Origin of the sequence: Candidatus Fukatsuia anoeciicola (genome assembly GCF_964059965.1) — a bacterium.
In the GTDB taxonomy this organism is placed as follows: Bacteria; Pseudomonadota; Gammaproteobacteria; order Enterobacterales; family Enterobacteriaceae; genus Fukatsuia; species Fukatsuia anoeciicola.
In genome coordinates this window covers 77,959-98,661 of sequence record NZ_OZ060923.1, presented here as the reverse complement: position 1 = coordinate 98,661, position 20,703 = coordinate 77,959, and the positions used below count along the sequence as shown (strand labels likewise).

15 protein-coding genes are annotated in these 20,703 nt (G+C 29.8%); 1 reads left to right on the top strand and 14 read right to left on the bottom strand.

Going from position 1 to position 20,703, the window contains the following annotated elements; genetic code table 11:
• Positions 1-117: 117 nt before the first annotated feature.
• From lolE to lolC, 3 genes are read right to left on the bottom strand one after another with little or no spacing between them, the layout of a single operon-like run.
• Positions 118-1,374 carry a lipoprotein-releasing ABC transporter permease subunit LolE gene (lolE, locus tag AB4W73_RS00425; RefSeq protein WP_367680727.1) on the bottom strand — a complete coding sequence of 419 codons (1,257 nt, stop codon included), beginning with the start codon at positions 1,372-1,374 and terminating at the stop codon, positions 118-120.
• 2 nt (positions 1,375-1,376) lie between these two features.
• Positions 1,377-2,126, bottom strand: coding sequence for a lipoprotein-releasing ABC transporter ATP-binding protein LolD (lolD, locus tag AB4W73_RS00420; protein WP_367680502.1), 750 nt, complete (start codon positions 2,124-2,126; stop codon positions 1,377-1,379).
• The gene (lolC, locus tag AB4W73_RS00415) at positions 2,119-3,321 is read right to left on the bottom strand and encodes a lipoprotein-releasing ABC transporter permease subunit LolC (RefSeq protein ID WP_367680501.1); all 1,203 of its coding nucleotides are present in this window, start codon (positions 3,319-3,321) and stop codon (positions 2,119-2,121) included. Before lolC ends, lolD begins: the two co-directional genes overlap by 8 nt.
• A gap of 235 nt (positions 3,322-3,556) precedes the next feature.
• Here lolC and mfd point away from each other — a divergent pair, with 235 nt between their 5' ends.
• Complete coding sequence (gene mfd, locus AB4W73_RS00410) at positions 3,557-7,009, top strand: transcription-repair coupling factor (protein WP_367680500.1); 3,453 nt, start codon at positions 3,557-3,559, stop codon at positions 7,007-7,009.
• 320 nt (positions 7,010-7,329) lie between these two features.
• On the opposite strand, the gene lpoB is transcribed toward mfd, so the two are convergent.
• The 11 genes from lpoB to fis form a co-directional block, all read right to left on the bottom strand.
• The gene (lpoB, locus tag AB4W73_RS00405; protein WP_367680499.1) at positions 7,330-7,920 is read right to left on the bottom strand and encodes a penicillin-binding protein activator LpoB; all 591 of its coding nucleotides are present in this window, start codon (positions 7,918-7,920) and stop codon (positions 7,330-7,332) included.
• 573 nt (positions 7,921-8,493) lie between these two features.
• On the bottom strand, positions 8,494-8,886 hold the full coding sequence (locus AB4W73_RS00400) for an HIT domain-containing protein (protein WP_367680498.1): 393 nt from the start codon (positions 8,884-8,886) through the stop codon (positions 8,494-8,496).
• Positions 8,887-8,986: 100 nt separating this feature from the next.
• Positions 8,987-10,441 (bottom strand): PTS glucose transporter subunit IIBC, encoded by a 1,455-nt coding sequence (gene ptsG / locus AB4W73_RS00395; RefSeq protein ID WP_367680497.1) that lies wholly within the window; start codon positions 10,439-10,441, stop codon positions 8,987-8,989.
• Positions 10,442-10,696: 255 nt separating this feature from the next.
• The gene (locus tag AB4W73_RS00390; protein ID WP_367680496.1) at positions 10,697-11,476 is read right to left on the bottom strand and encodes a metal-dependent hydrolase; all 780 of its coding nucleotides are present in this window, start codon (positions 11,474-11,476) and stop codon (positions 10,697-10,699) included.
• Positions 11,477-11,721: 245 nt separating this feature from the next.
• Positions 11,722-12,693, bottom strand: a complete 972-nt coding sequence (locus tag AB4W73_RS00385; protein WP_367680495.1) for a DNA polymerase III subunit delta' C-terminal domain-containing protein — start codon at positions 12,691-12,693, stop codon at positions 11,722-11,724.
• Positions 12,694-12,708: 15 nt separating this feature from the next.
• Positions 12,709-13,335 carry a dTMP kinase gene (tmk, locus tag AB4W73_RS00380; protein WP_367680726.1) on the bottom strand — a complete coding sequence of 209 codons (627 nt, stop codon included), beginning with the start codon at positions 13,333-13,335 and terminating at the stop codon, positions 12,709-12,711.
• A 708-nt stretch (positions 13,336-14,043) separates the two neighbouring features.
• Entirely contained in the window at positions 14,044-15,120 is a 1,077-nt protein-coding gene (gene fbaA, locus AB4W73_RS00375; RefSeq protein WP_367680494.1) for a class II fructose-bisphosphate aldolase, read from the bottom strand.
• A 61-nt stretch (positions 15,121-15,181) separates the two neighbouring features.
• Complete coding sequence (locus AB4W73_RS00370; protein WP_367680725.1) at positions 15,182-16,342, bottom strand: phosphoglycerate kinase; 1,161 nt, start codon at positions 16,340-16,342, stop codon at positions 15,182-15,184.
• Positions 16,343-17,003: 661 nt separating this feature from the next.
• The gene (gene tkt / locus AB4W73_RS00365) at positions 17,004-19,028 is read right to left on the bottom strand and encodes a transketolase (RefSeq protein WP_367680493.1); all 2,025 of its coding nucleotides are present in this window, start codon (positions 19,026-19,028) and stop codon (positions 17,004-17,006) included.
• 46 nt (positions 19,029-19,074) lie between these two features.
• Positions 19,075-19,416 (bottom strand): iron-sulfur cluster insertion protein ErpA, encoded by a 342-nt coding sequence (gene erpA / locus AB4W73_RS00360; protein WP_367680492.1) that lies wholly within the window; start codon positions 19,414-19,416, stop codon positions 19,075-19,077.
• A 178-nt stretch (positions 19,417-19,594) separates the two neighbouring features.
• A complete protein-coding gene (gene fis / locus AB4W73_RS00355) occupies positions 19,595-19,903 on the bottom strand; it encodes a DNA-binding transcriptional regulator Fis (protein ID WP_367680491.1) in 309 nt (102 codons plus the stop codon).
• Positions 19,904-20,703: the final 800 nt, after the last annotated feature.

Genomic DNA, 20,703 nt, shown 5'->3' with positions numbered 1-20,703 from the left:
ATAGATAATAAATATTGGAAAATAAAGACTAAAAGTAGTTAATTTTTAATTTATTTTATTTGTAAAATAAAAAAATTTAAACTAATACTAAGTATAATAGCATCTTATCTTTATTCATTATTGTCCACTTAATATTCTTGCGGGGTTAATTTTGCTGGCTCTTTGAGCAGGATACCAACTTGCAAATAAACTGAGTAATAGAACAATTATTAATACAAAAATTACATCAATTCCATGTAATTCAGAAGGAAAAAAATTAATAAAATAAATTTTTCCTGAGAAAAATTGATGGTCTAATAATTTTTCTAATCTATTAATAATAGATGTTAATTGTAAAGAAACTAGGCTACCTATAATAATGCCACTGACACTACCAATCAGTCCTGCCAATACGCCATACCAGATAAAGATCATGCGGATTAAACTGTCTGTTGCTCCTAAGGTGCGTAATACTGCAATATCACAACTTTTTTCTTTTACTGTTATCACTAAAGTAGAAACAATATTAAAACTGGCAACACTGATAACTAGTATCATTGCTAAGTACATCATAAAGCGAATTGTCTGAATATCACGATAAATATAACCATAAGTATTAACCCAGCTACTAAAATTAACATAAGAATGTGTTGCTTCTGCAGCGTTACGTGTCAATTGCTGAGCATTAAAAACATCGGTTACTTTTATTTCTATTCCTGTTATATTACTTCCCATTTCTAAATATTGTTGTGCATCCTCTAAAGGTATAAATGCTAGACTATAGTCTAGCTGACTACTAAGTTGAAATATACCAGCTACTTGTAAACGAATACGCTTTGGTTGTGGTAATTTTATTGTAGATTTATGATTTGAAATCATTATTGTTAACCATGAACCTTGCGTTACAGCTAACGTATTAGCTAAATTTTTTCCTAGAATAATTTGCTGTCTACCTGCATGAAAATAATCCCAAGCATGGTTAAGTACAAAATTTGGTAATGCACTTAGTTTTTCTTCATATTTTGGATCAACACCTTTTATCTGTATTGCTCGTAACTGTAAGTGGTGTTCTGCTAAACCAGTAAAATCAATATAAGGTGCAGCAGCAATAATTCCAGTTACTTGCTCAATTTTTTTTATAATAGTTGACCAGATACTAATTGGTTGTTCTAAAAAAGTAATTTTACCTTGTGGAATTATTGCTAAAATCCGATTTTTTAGCTCACGTTCAAAACCATTCATAGCACTCAGTCCAATAATTAATACTGCTACCCCTAACGCAATCCCTAAGGTAGATATTACTGAAATCAGCGATACTATGCTTCCATTACGATTTGTACGAGAACTAGTACTAAAACGTAGCGCTACTGTAAGAGATAGAGGTAAAGTAAACACTGCTATTTTTTCATTATAGTAGGTAATTGTAAGCAACCATCACGCATTTCAAGTTGCCTACTAAACTGCTTTGCTAATGATAGATCATGAGTAACAACTAAAAAAGCAGTACCATAATTAATATTTAATTCACATAATAAATTAAAAATACTATCTGTAGTATACTGATCTAAATTACCTGTAGGTTCATCCGCTAATACCAGCGATGGATTATTAACTAAAGCACGTGCAATTGCTACTCTTTGACGTTCACCACCAGATAATGCATAAGGACGATGCTGACTTCTTTTTTCTAATCCAACCGCTACTAATATCTTCCTTGCCTTATTCTGGGCAATAGTCTTATTATTACCAGCAATTAATAATGGCATCGCTACATTTTCTAGTGCAGTAAAATCTGGTAGTAAATGATGGAATTGATAGATAAAACCAAGCTCAGTATTACGTAATTTTGCTCGCGCACTACAGGATAGTTGATTAATAAAATTATTTTGATAAATAATCCTACCAGAAGTTGGTGAATCTAAACCACCTAGTAGATGTAATAATGTGCTTTTCCCAGAACCAGAGCTACCAACAATCACCATCATTTCTTTAGTTTGCATAGCAAAAGTAATATTATGTAATACATCAGTATGTAACGAGCCTTCTTGATAACTTTTACATAAACTTTCACATTGCAATAAATTTTTAGATTTTAGTAAGCGTTTACATTGTAACTTTTTTTTGTATTGAGAGAAGTAATTATTCATAGCGTAATGCTTTAGCGGGTTGAATAGCAGTAGCACTCCAAGCAGGATATAACGTAGATAATAATGCTATTAAAATTGCTAATAAAATAATTAGCGCTACTTGTAATGGATTAATAACGACAGGTAAAGAAATGCCATTAATTAAAAAATCTAAAAAAGAAATTAAAGTTGACAACTGACTAGCTAATATAACACCGACTACTGCTCCTATAAATGCACCAATAATGCCAGTGCTAGCGCCTTGTATCATAAATACACTCATAATTTTTCCACGACTAAGTCCTAGAGTTTGCAAAATAGCTATTTCACCTTGTTTTTCTGTTATTAATAATACTAACGAAGTAACAATATTGAAAGCAGCTACTGCAATAATTAAACTTAATAATAACCCTATTATATTTTTTTCCATATGTACTGCTTGAAAAAGATCACCTTTATATAATCGCCAGTCTTTCCATAATACTCCTATAGGAAGTGGATGTGCCTGTAATCTATCAATTTGTAATGGTTGTAATAAAAACAATCGCCAGCCAGTAATATTACCTAAAGGATAATGCATTAAGCGTGAAGCATCTTGCTGATTAAGTAATAGTTGATAATTATCAACTTCACTATTAGCAGTAAAAATACCACTAACATTAAATAAACGTTGGCTAGGAATACGCCCCATTGGAGTAAGCTGGCTAACACTAGGTACTATTAGACGAAGGCTATCTCCCGGCTTAACATCTAATTCTTGTGCTAGTTTTATACCAATAATAAGGTTGTATCTACCAGGCTGTAGGACTTCTTGGCGTACATTTACAAAATAATTAGCAAGTGGCTCGTATTGTTGTGGATTAATGCCTAAGATTACTCCTAACCCGACGCTATGTATACTTTGCAAAATTACATCACTAGTAGTTAATGGAACAATTTTATTAACACCTCGTAGTTCTTTCAATGTTGAAATAGGTATTTTTTGTGGATCAAGGAACCCCTGTTTAGTGGTTATTAATACTTGAGGTATTAGTTGTAAAATTTTATTTTGTAGATTACTTTCAAACCCATTCATTACAGATAGCACCATAACTAATGCTATTACCCCAAGCGTAATACCTATGGTTGAAAACCACGAAACAAATCGTCCAAAACGGTCAGAAGTACGCCCACGTATATAACGTAAACCGATAAATAATGTAACAAATTGATACATGAAACTAAATAGATCCTATTTCTAGTGCTAATTAATTTTTAATAATAAAACTAGATTAATTTTATTAAACCAGCTACTTTTATATATGCAAATTTTATTAGAAAATGCAAGTTTTATTATAAAAATTACATAGGTCTACGCTCCTGCTAACTTACATACTAAAATGAGTTTTTTGTTAGTGTTTATGAAATTTCTTTATTAAATTTTTTATTAAATTGGAATTATTTAATTACTTATGCCACTACAAATAGAGTATTATTCATTACCTAAACATAGTAAAGGTATGCGTCAACTAGGTCAATTAGTTGGCGCTGCTTATGCTATTGAATGTGCAGAAATTATTGATCGCTATACTGGATTAGTAGTACTAATTACTGCAAATATGCAAAGTGCACTACGATTACATGATGAAATTCTACAATTTTCTACACAACCTATTTCTATCTTTGCGGATTGGGAAATTTTGCCTTACGATAGCTTTTCTCCACATCAAGATATTATTTCCTCTCGCTTATCTTGCCTCTATCAATTACCAACAATGGATTGCGGTGTTATTATTTTACCGATTAACACATTAATGCAACGTGTTTGTCCTTATGAATTTCTTCGTAGTCATATACTATTAATAAAAAAGGGGCAATATATTTCCCGTGATAAATTATGTACTCAACTTAAACAAACAGGCTACCATAATGTTAATCAAGTAACTAAACACGGTGAATTTGCTATCTGCGGAACTTTATTAGATCTATATCCAATGGGTAATAAAGAACCATGTCGTATTGATTTTTTTAATGATAAAATTAATAGTCTACGCCTATTTAATGTTAATTTACAAAACACATTATCAGAAATAAAACAAATTAATCTATTACCTGCCCATGAATTTCCTACTGATAAGGCAGCAATTGAATTATTTCGTTATCAATGGCGAGAAAAATTTGAAGTACGGCATGATGCAGAACATATTTATCAACAAGTTAGCAAAGGTATTTTACCTATTGGTATTGAATATTGGCAGCCACTATTTTTTAATCAACCTCTACCAACGTTATTTAGCTATTTACCAGAAAATACCTTATTAATTAATATAAATGATTTAGTTACCCCTGCTACTATTTTTTGGCAAGATATTAACCAACGTTATCAGAGTCGTCGAATAGATCCAATGCGTCCTTTACTTGCGCCTAATGAATTATGGCTTAATATAAATACAATTTTTTCTCAACTAAAACAGTGGCCACGTATACAGCTAAAAAGTGAAACACTAATAACTAAAAATACTAATACTAATTTGTCTTACCAACCTTTACCAATATTAATAATGCAGGCTCAACATAAAGCTCCTATGAATAATTTAGATTGTTTTAGTAAACAATTTAACGGTAGTATAGTATTTTTAGTAGAAAGTGAAGGTCGTAAAGAAAACTTACAAATACTATTAGCACAAATAAAAATAAATCCAGTAGTAATTAGTCATCTCTCACAAGCAATAAAACCTGGGCATTATTTAATGACTGGTACTGCTGAATGCGGGTTCCTTAATACTAAAAAACAACTTGCATTAATTTGTGAAAATGACTTACTTGGTAAAAGAATAAATCGTAGACATCAAGATAATCGATATACTATTAATACAGATATGCTAATTCGTAACCTGGTAGAATTAAACCCAGGTCAACCTGTAGTGCACTTAGAACATGGCGTAGGACGTTATCTTGGGCTAATAACATTGGAAACAAGAGGTATTCAAGCTGAATACTTAATACTAATTTATGCTGGTGAAGATAAGCTTTATGTTCCTGTTTCCTCTCTATCTCTTATTAGTTATTATTGTAGCAGCACAGATGAAAATATACCGTTACATAGGCTTGGTGGGGATACTTGGAATCGAGAACGAAAAAAAGTAGCAGAAAAAATACGTGATATTGCTGTTGAATTACTAGATATTTACTCTCAGCGCGCTGCTAAACCTGGCTTTAAATTTAAAAAAAATAACAAACAATACTCTCTATTTTGTCAAGGTTTTCCATTTGAGCTTACAGTAGATCAAGAACAAGCTATTCATGCCGTATTAAATGACATGTGTCAACCATTAGTTATGGATCGATTAGTATGTGGTGATGTTGGTTTTGGAAAAACAGAAATTGCTATGCGTGCTGCATTTTTAGCTTTTATTAATAATAAACAAGTTGCAGTATTAGTACCTACAACCTTATTAGCACAACAGCATTTTAATAATTTTCGTGATCGTTTCGCTACCTGGCCAGTACAAATAGAAATGTTATCCCGCTTTCGTAGTCTTAAAGAACAGCAAATTATTTTGCAAAAAATCAGTGAAGGTAAAATCGATATTATCATTGGTACACATAAATTATTACAAGCAGACCTACATTGGAAAGATTTAGGATTATTAATTATCGATGAAGAACACCGTTTTGGTGTTCACCATAAAGAACGGATCAAGTCTATGCGTACTAATATAGATATTCTTACACTAACTGCTACGCCTATCCCGCGTACACTAAATATGGCAATGAATGGAATACGTGATTTATCAATTATCACTACACCACCTGCACGACGTCTAGCAGTAAAAACTTTCGTGCAAGAATATGATGCTTTTATTCTACGTGAAGCAATTCTTCGTGAAATATTACGTGGTGGACAAGTTTTTTATTTATATAATAAAGTTGAAAAAATTGAACAAGAAGCAAAAAAACTTGCAAAATTAGTTCCTGAAGCAACAATTGCTATTGGTCACGGGCAAATGCATGAACGAGATCTCGAGCGAGTTATGAATGATTTTTATCATCACCGCTTTGACATTTTAGTTTGTACTACTATTATTGAAACTGGAATTGATGTTCCATGTGCTAATACAATTATTATAGATCGAGCTGATCGCTTCGGCTTAGCGCAACTTCATCAACTACGAGGTCGCGTAGGACGTTCTCATCATCAAGCTTATGCCTATTTACTAGTTCCTCAAGTAAAACAAATAACTAATAATGCCCAGAAACGTCTTGAAGCTATCGCTTTATTAGAAGATTTAGGTGCTGGTTTTGCGTTAGCTACACATGATCTAGAAATTCGTGGTGCAGGTGAATTATTAGGTGATAACCAAAGTGGTCAGATTACAACTATTGGTTTTTCTCTTTATATGGAAATCTTAGAAAATACAATTAGTGCGTTAAAAGCTGGGCGTGAACCCTCGATAGAAGACCTGCTTCGTCATCAAATAGAAATTGAAATGCATATGCCAACATTACTACCTGATACTTTTATATCTGATGTCAAGATTCGTTTATCATTTTATAAACGTATTGCAAATGCAGTAAATAACATAGAGCTGAATAATTTAAAAGCTGAGCTAATAGATCGTTTTGGGTCTTTACCTGATGTTGCTCTCTATCTATTGCAGATAGCTTCATTACGGCAACAAGCACAAAAATTAGGAATAAAACGGATTGAAGGTAACGAATATGGTGGATTTATTGAATTTGGCATAAACAATCATATCGATCCTAATTATCTAATTAGATTATTAAAACATCAACCACAAACATATCAGTTAGAAGGACCTGCAAAAATTAAATTTATACAAGATCTTAGTGATAGAGCACAAAGATTAAAATTTATTAAAGAGTTATTATTAATTTTTGAACAGCACACTATTATAGTATAGTAAAAATAAAATAAAGAATAAAATATATATATTTATATAAAGGTAACAAAAATATAATAAGCATTACTTTTAAAAGTAATTTATTTTTTAGTAGCTAAGATAATTTTATTTAAAATATATTTCATAGTATACCTATATTATTTATAGTATGTATTATAAGTTAAGTAATTTAGAGTATTAACCACGCTATCTAAAAAACTAACTATTAATTTATGTAATATAAATTTTTATAGATAACTTTAATTACAATAAGCTAAGAGTATTTAGAATTCTATTCTCTCTTATTATTACTAATAGTAACGAGTATCTCTTAAACATAATCAAGAATCTTTTAAGTTAATAGGTCCATTATCTGACCAAATAATCTCACCTGTTTGTACTAATATTAATTGCATATCAATAATCGGTGCTTTACTATCACCTTTTATATCACTATAAAGTACATATTTTGTATTAATATAACGAGCTAAACTTACTGCTTTACTACGTGATCCTAAACTATCTTCTTCAGATAACCCTAATGTTCGTTTTGCTTTTGCTAATTGATAGTTTGAAACAAGTATAAATTTTTTATTCGAGATCAATACTTGATGCAATGCTTCTGTTACTTTATCAGCCTGTAATTTGCCATTAGTATTATTTTTTACACTATCCAATAATAATGTACTACCTATAGTTATATTATTTATATTTAACATTTTCACCATAAATGGTTCTATATTAGCAACCCAATTTATCGATTTAATTTTAGGCATTTGTAGTACAGTATCTGTTGTTGATGATACAATTTTAGGAGGAGGTAATAGTTTTAATGGTTTAATTACTACTGGCAATTGTAATCTATCTGGTGGTTGTAATGGACAACCAGTCAATATTAAAATGACTAGAACTATAAACAAATACCTTTTCATTTATTTTATCCTAACTAAAACTATTTTAGAATATACTATACTTATTAATATTAAGTAAATATAAGCCTTAAATACTATTATAAAATAAATAAATGTTATAAAATAAATATCACTAGGTTAATTATATAATTGAATTATTATCTTCTATTTTACTATATAGCAATCATTTTAACTTTATAAATAGCAATCAAATCAATTCTTTATCATCTATACTAATAAAAATATTACGTACCTACCTTATAACTTGGTTTTATTTACAATAATAATGATAATCATAAATATTAAATCACCAGAGATAACATTCTTATTAAGAACGATTTATAAAATTGCTATCAGTAATATCACTCAAATACCTATAGTTAACATTGAAGACTTTATAACTAGTATTTACTACTAATTAATAGTAATATTTTTTAAAATACCATAATTATATAATATAACAAACACTAGTATTATTAAAATTCTTGTAAAAAAATATTTTGCAATATAAATTACTTATTAGAGGATGCATAAAAGATGCTTAGAAGCTATTGCTAAGTTATTTACTAACGATAATTTATTATAATTATAAGCTTAGTGTTTATTATTCTCATCAATTTTAATAGTAGCCCCTAGATAACAGCCACCAATTAGATGCGCATGAATATGATAAATTTCTTGACAAGCATTACGATTACAATTCATAACTAATCGATAACCATCTTCTGCAATACCTTCATCTTTAGCAATTTTAGCAGCAACAGTGATTATTCGCCCTAATGTAGGCTCATGTTCGTAAGTAACATCATTGAGAGTGGGAATAAAAATATTAGGAACAATTAAAATATGAGTAGGTGCTCGAGGTCTAATATCATGAAATGCCGTTACTAACTCATCATGATAAATTATACTAGCAAATTTAGTACGTTGTTTGGCATCTTTTTTGGCGTTTTGTATAATTTTACTAAAAACTGTTTCTTTATTCATAATAGTATTTCCTTTTTATTAAAAAAGTAAAGAGTTTACGTAGTATGAGCGACAGATTCTATTTTATTAAACTTAAATTTATAGGTATTATTTAAATAGGTTACAGCCTATTTAAGATATAATTATTACTACGAATATATTCATCCATATCTGTTTTTAAATTATCAGACTTAGTACCAAAAATAGCTTGAACACCAGAACCTGAAATAATAACACCAGTGGCACCTAGTTTTTTTAGACCAGATTGATCTACCTTAGTAATATCTACTACCTTTACCCGTAAACGAGTAATACAGGCGTCTAAATTAAGGATATTATTTTTTCCACCGAAAGTAGCAACCAGCGCAGCTGATATTTCGCTATTATTCCTCATAGTTTCTTTGTATAACTCATTTTCGCGACCTGGTGTTTTTAGATTTAATTTAATAATCAATACGCGAAAAATAAGATAGTACACAAAGCTATAACAGATACCTACTATAGGAAATAGCCAAATTTGGCTACTATTACCACTTAATATAATAAAATCAATTAATCCATGAGAGAAACTTATTCCGTTACGCATGCCTAAAAAAATACAAATAGGAAAAGCTAACCCCGCAAGAATTGCATGAATTATATATAAAACAGGAGCTACAAACATGAAAGCAAACTCGACTGGCTCAGTAATACCAGTTAAAAATGCAGTTAATGCAGCAGAAATCATTATACCGCCAATCTTTACATAGTTTTCGGGGTTAGCTGAGTGCCAAATCGCAATTGCTGCGGCAGGTAAACCGTACATTTTAAATAAAAAACCACCTGATAATTTACCAGCTGTTGGATCACCTGCAATATAGCGTGGTATATCGCCATGGAATATTTGTCCTGCTGTATTAATGTATTCGCCAATTTGCATTTGGAAAGGGACATTCCAGATATGATGAAGACCAAATGGAAGTAGTGCACGTTCAATAATACCGTAAATAGTAAATGCAGTTATTGAATTTTGGTAAGCCGCCCATTGTGAAAAAGTTTGCATTGCTTTGCCTATTGGTGGCCAAATAAACGATAACCCCCCACCTAATAAGATAGCAACAAAACCAGAGATAACAGGAACAAAGCGTTTTCCTGCAAAAAAACCTAGGTATTCAGGTAATTTAATACGATAGAAATAATTAAATATATAGGCCGTAATCATACCAGCCATAATACCACCTAATACTCCAGTGTCAGATAAATGCCTATCGGAGATTTCCTCTCCTGACATATGCAAAACTAGTGGAGCAACCACTGAAATAGTTTTTACCATAATATTATAAGCTATAACAGCAGCTAGTGCAGATGCACCATCATTATTAGTAAATCCTAATGCAATGCCAATAGCAAAAATTAATGGCATATTAGAGAATACTGAACCACCAGCTTCTGTCATAATATGAGAAACTACAGTAGGTAGCCAATTCAAATTAGCTGAACCTATGCCTAATAAGATACCTGCAACAGGTAATATAGACACTGGTAGCATTAGCGATTTACCTACTTTTTGTAGGTTTGCAAATGCGTTCTTAAACATAATTAAATGTACTCCTAATTGGCATTAAAATAATTTTTTATTATTCTTTATCGATTCCTTACTATGGAAATAGGTTAACTAAAGTATCTTTAATATTTTTCTATTTTTATAGAAAATAAAATAAATTACTTTTTAGTATTTAATAGTATTCATATTTCTTTAAATAAATAGTAAAAAATATGAAAAATTATTAATTTCAGTAATTAATTATTGAATAAATATTTGTGCGATTGATTCATGTTAAATAATACTTCATTAGAAGTCTTTTAAATGAAATAGTTTAATAAAATTATTTGTTGTTATTTCTGCCAATGTTTCTATAGTAATACCTTTAAGTTTAGCAATATATTCAGCTACTTCCCGCACATAAGCTGGCTGATTTTCTTTTCCCCTATAAGGCACTGGTGTTAAATAGGGCGAATCTGTTTCAATAAGTAACCTATCTAACGGAATATAATTTATAACATCTCGTATTGATTGGGTATTACGAAAAGTTATAATACCTGAAAATGATAGGTAAAAATTTAAATCCAATAATTTACCAGCTATAGTCTGATCTTCCGTAAAACAATGTAATACACCACCACAATCCTGAACCTGCTCATTTTGTAAAATAGTAAGCGTATCTTCACACGCATTACGTGTATGTACAATAACTGGTTTTTTTAACTGACGCGCAATAGCAATATGCCAACAAAACGACTCCCATTGTCGCTGAAGATTATCTTTTTGGTAATGATAATCTAATCCAGTTTCTCCTAATGCTAACACGTTACTAGCAGTAGCAAATTTTAATAATTGTTGATATTCATATTTTTCTCTAAGGTTAAGTGGATGTACTCCACAAGAAAATGCAACATTTTTACGATCACCAATAACAGTTATCATAGTTTTAAAACTAGATAACGTTGTACCTACAGCTAAAACAAAACCAACATCACGTGCTGCTGCTTTAGCTAGCACATCATCAACACTATCATGCAAATTTTGATAATCTAAACAATCAAGATGGCAATGAGAATCAATTAATAACATAATATATAAACCCATTTTATAGTGAAAAAATTATAATAGGCTCATTATAAAAGAGAATGAATTACATAAACTTTATAAATCAATTTTAAATTTTCTCCATTACGTTTAATAAAGAAGAAAAACATAAAGAGTAATATACTATTTATAAAATAAAAGAAGTTAATTGTTATTTGAGCATATTTTGATAAATTATTTAATAAAAAGATAACAAGTATAATAAATTTCAAATAAATTATAATAGAGTACTATAAATTCTCCCAGTTAAGTAATTGTTCGGTTAGCAATAATTCTCGATTAATACCAGTAATTGATAATAATCGATGACTACAACGTAACCATTGGTCTGTTAATTTTAATAACGTTTGAATAGATCTCCAGTATGCTAATAACTGCACTAAAGATTGTTGATCCTGATTAATAATAAATCTACTGCATCCTTGATGCCATTTTAATGCATCAATTAATAATGAAATTAACCAGTATAAACGTTTGTCAATATCATCATGATTTAACTGTGGTAAAAATGATAATATATTACCAGATGAAAGCGTATCGACTAATACAGAACAGTACGTTAATCGGCGTTGCCATTGTTCTGGTTGTAGCAGCTGTTCAGCTTTTAAGGGTGCTCCTGCACTTAATTTAAGTGCTGTTAAAATAGTAATAGGTTCTGCCGAAATCCTACTAGTTAACCACGATAAACTCAAGTTTATATTTGGATTAGTAAGATAGTAATATAAACAACGACTACGTAATGTTGGTGATACACAATATGACTGACAACACTGTAATAAGAAATAAATTTTTTCGGGAGGTTCTTCTAAAGTTTTTAATAATGCATTAGTAGCAATATCAGTTAATAATTCAATATGAGGCAGTACTACAATTTTATTTTCTCCTTGTTGTGCATGAGTATGTAACTTGTCTATTACTCGTCTAATTGAATCAATACCTAAACTATTTTTATCTTTTTTTGTATCTAATAAATAATAATCAGGATGATTATTAGTTAGCATTAACCGACAGCTATAGCATTGATTACAACTTTTTTCATTTTTTCTTTGTTGACACATTAGCCATCGACTTAATCCATAAATTAACGCATCTATACCATTTCCACCAATATCATATAATAATAATGCATGATGATTATGCCCAGTCATATACTGATTAATTAATTGCCGATAAGGTACAGTAAGCCAAGGATACCAGTTCATTTAAATAATATTATCCTATTTAGATAACCACTCATTTAGTATAGTTTTAATATTTTCATTAACCTGCTGAATAGATTGAGAAGCATTAATAGTTTTAATACAACTATCAGTTGCTACTAATTGCAAATAACGTGCACGCGTACGTTCAAAAAATGCTAAAGATTCCTGTTCAATCCGATCTAATTTACCTCGTAAACTAATTCGCTCCAAACCATGTTGCGGTAATATATCAAGATATAATGTTAAATCAGGACGAAAAGATCCTAATATACCATCACGTAATGATGTCATCAACCACGGGTCAATACCACGCCCACCACCTTGGTATGCCTGTGATGAAAGATCATGACGATCACTTAATACCCAGGCTCCGCGCTTTAGTGCTGGTTTAATCACCTTTTCAACTAACTGAATCCGTGCAGCATATAACATTAAAACTTCTGCCTTATTAGTTGGTGGGTCACTATTAGCACTTTGTTTTATAAGTGTGCGTAATTCTTCTGCTAACGGCGTTCCACCTGGCTCCCTAGTAATCACTATATCGCTAATTCCGTGAGTATTTAGTATCTGAACTATGGTATTTTTAGCAGTAGTTTTTCCTGATCCCTCCAAACCTTCAAGAACGATAAATTTATTGCGTATAATTTTTTTATATATCATCCCTTTGCTCTATATTATTATTTTTTAGTGACTAACTATAAAGATGTACTACATAATTTTAATCAATTAAATTAGTATCAAATTGTGGTTAAGATAATAGTTTTAGTAAAAAAATCCTGACATTACTGTAGTTATATATGTAAATAATAATTTATTTATTTATTTATTTATGTAGTATAATATACTATTTATTATTAATTCTTTAAGTAATCGTTTATAATTACATGTATCTTAAGAAGTTAATAAAAAATTATTATTTTAATGTATTTATTATTAATAGTTATTTAGATAATTAATTAGTTAATAACTAAATTATTTAGCATATTATAGGGTAAAGATTTATTCATACTTATTATGCCTATGTTGATATTCATTATCTACTAATGTAAAACTAAATTATTAATACTAGCAGCATAAAAGAAATAATTCTTATATTATTTTTTAATAGGTATTACTTAATATAAACATAAAAATAAAATAAACATAGCATTTAAAAAATAATTAGTATTAATAATATTAATACTATGTAGTTTTATTAACTAATTTATTATATTTAAAGATATTTTATTAGTAATTAAAGCTAACATTATAATTTATTAATAAAGTTTAATTATTCAGCTTATCTATTATAAGTAGATATTCTTTTTAGTAGTAGTTAAAAAATCGATCTACTATAATAAATTTTTATTATTATAAAACATTAGTAGCATTTAAATTCTTAAATATTTGTTCTAGATAGCTAGTAATACTTAGTTGAGTAGCACGTAACCAAATTCGTGGATCATAGTATTTTTTATTAGGTTTATCTGCTCCTTCTGGATTGCCTAGTTGATTTTGTAAATAATCTTTATTTTCTTGGTAAAAATTTAGAATACCTTTCCAAGTAGCCCATTGAATATCAGTATCAATATTCATTTTAATTACACCATAGCTTACTGCTTCTTTAATCTCTTCTGTACTAGATCCAGAGCCGCCATGAAAAACAAAGTTTAAACTATTAGGTGATAAGTTAAATTTTTTAGAAACATAGTCTTGAGAGTTTCGTAAAATTTTTGGAGTTAATTTTATATTACCTGGTTTATATACGCCATGTATATTACCAAAGGCTGCTGCAATAGTAAAATTTGAACTAATCTTATTTAATTTTTCGTAGGCATATGCTATATCTTCAGGTTGTGTATAGAACGTACTATTATCTAAATAACTATTATTAATACCATCTTCTTCACCACCAGTACAACCTAGCTCAATTTCTAAAGTCATGCCTATTTTTGCCATACGAGCTAAATATTCTCCACAGATCTTGACATTTTCTTCTAGTGATTCTTCTGATAAATCAATCATATGAGAAGAAAATAAGGGCTTACCGGTAATAGCATAATACTCCTCTCCTGTATCCAACAAATCATCCAACCATGGTAGAAGTTTTTTTGTACAATGATCAGTATGCAAAATAACTGGTATGCCATAGTTTTTAGCCATTTGATGAACATGATGAGCACCTGAAATTGCACCCATAACCGCGGCTTTGTGACTAGTTACTGATATCCCTTTGCCAGCAATAAATGCCGCCCCTCTATTGGAGAATTGGATAATTACGGGTGCACTTACTTTAGTGGCAGTTTCTAATACTGCATTAATAGAATCCGTACCTACACAGTTTACTGCTGGTAATGCAAAACCATTTTTTTTTGCAATAGAAAATACTTTTTGTATATCATTACCACTAATAACTCCTGAGCTTACAAAATCAAAAATTCTTAACATATTGCTTACCTTATTTTTGATAATTACTAAATAAAATAACGTGCTTGTATTTATTACTTTGCTACGGAGTACGTTCTTCTAATACAGTAACTACTGGAAGTGTTTTTTTTTCTATAAATTTAAGAAAAGCTCCACCACCAGTAGAAATGTAGGATATTTTATTAGTCATACCAAAAAGATCGATTGCAGCTAAAGTATCCCCTCCACCAGCAATAGAAAATGCAGCACTATCAGCAATAGCCTTAGTTAACATTTCTGTGCCTTTACGAAAATTATAAAATTCAAAAACACCAAGTGGACCATTCCATAAAATAGTTTTAGCATTTTTTATAACATTAAATAAATATTTAGTAGAAACATCACCAAAATCAAGGATTTGTTCTTCATCTTTAATATTAGTTACCGCTTTCATAATAGCAATAGCATTTTCAGAAAATTCAGTGGAAACACGAACATCATTTGGTAAAAGAATATCATAAGTTATTAATAGTTTTTTAGCTTCAGGTAGCATATTAGCTTCATATAATGATTTACCTACATTATGACCTTGAGCGGCAATAAAAGTATTAGCAATACCGCCGCCTACAATTAATTGATCAGCGATATTTAACAATGCTTCTAGTAAGGTTATTTTAGACGAAATCTTTGCCCCACCAACAATAGCAACTACAGGACGCTCTGGGCTGTCTAACGCTTTTGCTAAAGCTTCTAATTCAGAAAATAATAATGGTCCAGCACAAGCAATAGGAGCAAATTTAGCTACACCGTAAGTAGATGCCTGTATGCGATGAGCTACTCCAAAAGCATCCATTACATAAATATCACATAAATCTGCATATTTTTTTGACAAGGCTTCATCATTCTTTTTTTCACCTCGATTAAAACGTACATTTTCTAATACTACAACTTCTCCAGTCATTATGGTCACACCATTAAGATAATCTTTCACTAAACGAACTGGGAAAGAAAAATTTTCTTGTAAGTAATGAACTACTGGAAGGAGAGAAAATATTTTATTATATTTACCTTCAGATGGACGCCCAAGGTGAGATGTTAACATAAGAAATGCACCCCGTTGGAGCGCTAATTCAATTGTTGGTATTAACGCAAGAATACGAGCAGCATGAGTCACTTTGCCTTCTTTTATTGGTACATTAAGATCAGCACGGATTAGCACGCGTTTACCTGCTAAATCTAGATCAGTCATTTTAATCATAGATATAGTCTATACTCTCATTTAATATATTAAATATTAAATTTGCAAATTTATGGTAAATATTAGAAAATTAAAAACCTATTATATTAGCAACAATGTTTAATAGTTATTAACATAGTAGCTAATACTCTGTTAACAAACCTCTATTTATTGTTACTATAATAAAAAATTTTAATTAAATACTACCTACTAAATCTTATTTATAAAGTTATTCACGATAGTATTTATAGATCATGATTAAAATTACTTAAATTAAGGTTAATATTTTCTGAAACTAAGGTTAATATCGTACAGTAATGTACTAAAGTACATATGATAAATATTGATAACTAATTAATTATTATAGATATTATCTAACTATTATAATGCGGATAATATAATTTATGATATAAAATCTTTAGAGATAAACCTATAACTTACGTATAAATTTTAACGATTAATACTACAACAGTAATATTTAAATTAGTACTACTAGGATGAAGAAATAATACTTTTTAATATTTATCTATAAACGTATCTTATTATTTTGATAATTATAAAAAACACTACTATCATCTAATATATATTTATTTTTAATTTATACTAAGATAAATATTTTATTTAGGTTTTTATGTAATACATACATTGAATATGACAAAAATTATTTATCGCTATACAAATTGCTATTTTACTTCCTGTTAATTAACACTTTAGCAGTAGCGATAATATTATCGATAGTAAAACCATATATTTCAAATAATTTATCAGCAGGCGCGGATTGACCAAAAGCTGTCATACCAATGATAGCACCGTTAAGACCTACATATTTATACCAATAATCTGCAATACCTGCTTCTATAGCAATGCGTGCACTAATAGTAAGTGGTAATACCGATTCACGATAAGCTGTATTCTGAGCATCAAATACATCTGTAGAAGGCATTGATACTACACGAATTTGATAACCATCATTAGTTAGTCGATTAGCAGCATCCATGGCTAATGAGACTTCAGAACCGGTTGCAATTAAAATTAAGTCAGGCTGATTAAGACAATCTTTTAGTATATAAGCTCCCTTACTAATATTAATAAGTTGCTTTTTATCACGTAGTTGTTGCTTTAAGTTTTGACGAGAAAAAAGTAGTGCACTTGGACCTTTTTTATACTGTAATGCATACTGCCATGCAACAGCAGATTCAACTTGATCGCAAGGTCGCCAGGTACTTAAATTCGGTATTAGACGCAAACTAGCTATTTGTTCAACTGGCTGATGAGTTGGTCCATCTTCACCTAGCCCAATAGAATCATGGGTATAAATAAAGATACTACGTATTTTCATCAATGCAGCCATGCGTACTGCATTAACCGCATACTCAATAAAAATTAAAAATGTTGCGCCATAAGGAATGAAGCCACCATGCAAAGCAATACCATTCATAATAGCAGACATACCAAATTCACGTACACCGTAATGTATATAGTTACCTGCGTAATCCTTATTTAGTGGCTTAGATCCAGACCAAGTAGTTAAATTACTAGGTGTAAGATCTGCAGAACCACCAAGTAATTCTGGTAAAATTTTACCAAAGGCTTCTAATGTATTTTGTGATGCTTTACGACTAGCAATATTAGCGGGGTTATTTTGTAATTTTTTAATAAATTTTTTAGATTCAATCTCCCAGTTATCAGGTAATTTACCTTCAATACGACGCATGAATTCAGCTGCTAATTCAGGGTATTTATATTTATAATGAGTAAATTTTTTATTCCAAACCATCTCTCTAGCTTTGCCTATCTGCTTAGCATCCCAAGCAGCATATATTTTTGGAGGAATATTAAATGGTAAAAATTCCCAGCCTAATGCTATTCGGGTCGCCATAATCTCTTTCTCACCTAATGGTGTACCATGAATATCATGATTGCCAGCTTTATTTGGTGAACCATGACCAATAACAGTTTTACAGATTAATAATGAAGGCTTATCAGTAATGCTGCGTGCTTCTTTAATTGCCTTTTTAATAGCGCTATAATCAACTTCTTTTTCAATATCATTAATATCATGAACATTAATAAAGATAACATGCCAACCATAAGCAATAAAACGCATTGCAGTGTCATCGGTAAACCAACCTTTAACATTTCCATCAATAGATATACCATTATCATCATAAAAAACTATTAGCTTACCCAATTGCATCATACCAGCTAATGAGCAAACTTCATGAGAAATCCCTTCCATCATACAACCATCACCCATAAAAACATAAGTATAATGATCTACTATTATATAGTTAGGACGATTGAATTGTGCAGCTAACGTCTGTTCAGCAATAGCAAAACCTACCGCATTAGCAATCCCTTGCCCTAATGGACCTGTAGTAGTTTCAATCCCAGGAGTATGATGATATTCAGGATGGCCTGGAGTTTTAGAATTTAATTGCCGAAAATTTTTTATTTCATTTATTGATAGATCATAACCAGTAAGATGAAGTAAGCTATATATTAACATGGAGCCGTGACCATTAGACAACACAAAACGGTCACGGTTAACCCAATTAGGGTTATTGGGATTATGATTCATATAATCACGCCACAATATTTCAGCAATATCAGCCATACCCATAGGAGTACCAGGATGGCCAGATCCTGCTTTTTGCACCGCATCCATACTAAGTACACGAATAGCATTAGCAAGTTCTTTGCGAAAATTCATAATTTTTTCCTGAATTAATTTATAAAAATACAGAAAAATACTAAATTTAGATACCAAAAGAAGAGCCACAACCACAAGTAATTTTTGCATTAGGATTGATAACAATAAAACGCGAACCTTTTAGCCCTTCTGTATAGTCAATTGTGCCCCCTATTAAATATTGCAAGCTCATTGGATCAATTACTAAGGAAACCCCTTGATTTTCAATAGTTATATCATCATTATTAATTGTATCATCAAAAATAAAACTATACTGAAAACCACTGCAACCACCACCAGTAATATAAACACGCAGTTTTAGATAAGGATTATCCTTATTATTAATTAATAATTTAGCCTTGCTGGCTGCTATATCAGTAAACTGTAAGGGTACAGTTTTTTTATTCATTTTACATACTCTTAATTTATACTACTAAATAAGTATGACAAAAATTCACCTAACCCATTAATATAGAAAATAAATTAATAGAAATTATTAGATATTATTAAAAGTCTATTATTAATCCTAATACAATAAAAGGCATCTTACTTGAGAACAATACCTTTTAAATATTAACTAAATAGCATCAAATACCCATTGAATACTTTTTTAATTTTTTACGTAACGTGCCACGATTAATACCTAATATCCCAGCAGCACGAGTTTGGTTGCCACGAGTATATTGCATTATTCTATCTAATAACGGTTGTTCAACTTCAGTTAATACTAATTCATATAGCTGAGTAATATCCTCACCATTAAGCTGAGAAAAATAATTTTTTAATAATTGTTGAACCGAATCACGCAAAGACTTTAAAGATTTTGTCGTTACTTGATTTTGTGAATTCGTAACTGTAGTTGTGATTACATCAGAATTTTCTAATTGTTTATACATAGTTCTGTCAGCTCTTTTTTATTTACGTAATTTTTTAATATATCTTCAATGCTATAACTATTTACTAACATCTTTAGTACTTCTGTGCTTTATCATATGATATCCATATAGTGGTATCTTTTAGTATCTAGGTACTATTAAATTTCTCAGAAAATTAAAGATTTATCCTGGGTAAGAACGACATATGATTAAAATATTAGCTCTAGTGTAATCTAGTACCTCTTTATTTTTATATAAATTATTAATATCACTATTCATAATTACCATAATAGAAATACTCTAATTAATTACTCTTAAATTATCAAATTTTTATCTTACTCTTAAAGAAGTAAGAATAGATTCAGTTATGAATATTAAAATTTTTATACCACAACTTTTAGTTAGATAAGCAATTTCTATGCAATTGTATTTTTAGGTATCTTAGCTAGTATAAATTTTATTATATCAGAACATTTACTACTTTCATCTTTACTTCTGTGATTTATTTAACTAAGTTAAGAATATTATAATAATATAAATTATATTAATATATTATTAATTATTGAGTTAGAAGTCTCATGTTAATAGTTATGAGTCTTACATAGATGTGATTTATTTATCTTCTATTTCCTGAATTAAAAAAGACATGTTAAATATTACTATAACTAGCTTCTATTAAGAATAGAATGTCCTAAAAAACTAATTTATAACACTGTAACAAATTTAATAATCAAGCAATTTTTAAACTCTAAATATTCAATATATATAAAAATAATTATACTTTATTCATAAAGTTATATAGATTACATATTTTATTTTTA

Excerpts from the sequence above, each read along its gene's own strand:
- ptsG (WP_367680497.1), bottom strand. The coding sequence starts at position 10,441 with ATGTTTAAGAACGCATTTGCAAACCTACAAAAAGTAGGTAAATCGCTA.
- tkt (WP_367680493.1), bottom strand. The coding sequence starts at position 19,028 with ATGAATTTTCGCAAAGAACTTGCTAATGCTATTCGTGTACTTAGTATG.
- lpoB (WP_367680499.1), bottom strand. The coding sequence starts at position 7,920 with ATGAAAAGGTATTTGTTTATAGTTCTAGTCATTTTAATATTGACTGGT.
- mfd (WP_367680500.1), top strand. The coding sequence starts at position 3,557 with ATGCCACTACAAATAGAGTATTATTCATTACCTAAACATAGTAAAGGT.
- lolD (WP_367680502.1), bottom strand. The coding sequence starts at position 2,126 with ATGAATAATTACTTCTCTCAATACAAAAAAAAGTTACAATGTAAACGC.
- AB4W73_RS00390 (WP_367680496.1), bottom strand. The coding sequence starts at position 11,476 with ATGTTATTAATTGATTCTCATTGCCATCTTGATTGTTTAGATTATCAA.
- AB4W73_RS00385 (WP_367680495.1), bottom strand. The coding sequence starts at position 12,693 with ATGAACTGGTATCCTTGGCTTACTGTACCTTATCGGCAATTAATTAAT.
- AB4W73_RS00400 (WP_367680498.1), bottom strand. The coding sequence starts at position 8,886 with ATGAATAAAGAAACAGTTTTTAGTAAAATTATACAAAACGCCAAAAAA.
- fbaA (WP_367680494.1), bottom strand. The coding sequence starts at position 15,120 with ATGTTAAGAATTTTTGATTTTGTAAGCTCAGGAGTTATTAGTGGTAAT.
- lolC (WP_367680501.1), bottom strand. The coding sequence starts at position 3,321 with ATGTATCAATTTGTTACATTATTTATCGGTTTACGTTATATACGTGGG.
- fis (WP_367680491.1), bottom strand. The coding sequence starts at position 19,903 with ATGTATAAACAATTAGAAAATTCTGATGTAATCACAACTACAGTTACG.
- erpA (WP_367680492.1), bottom strand. The coding sequence starts at position 19,416 with ATGAATAAAAAAACTGTACCCTTACAGTTTACTGATATAGCAGCCAGC.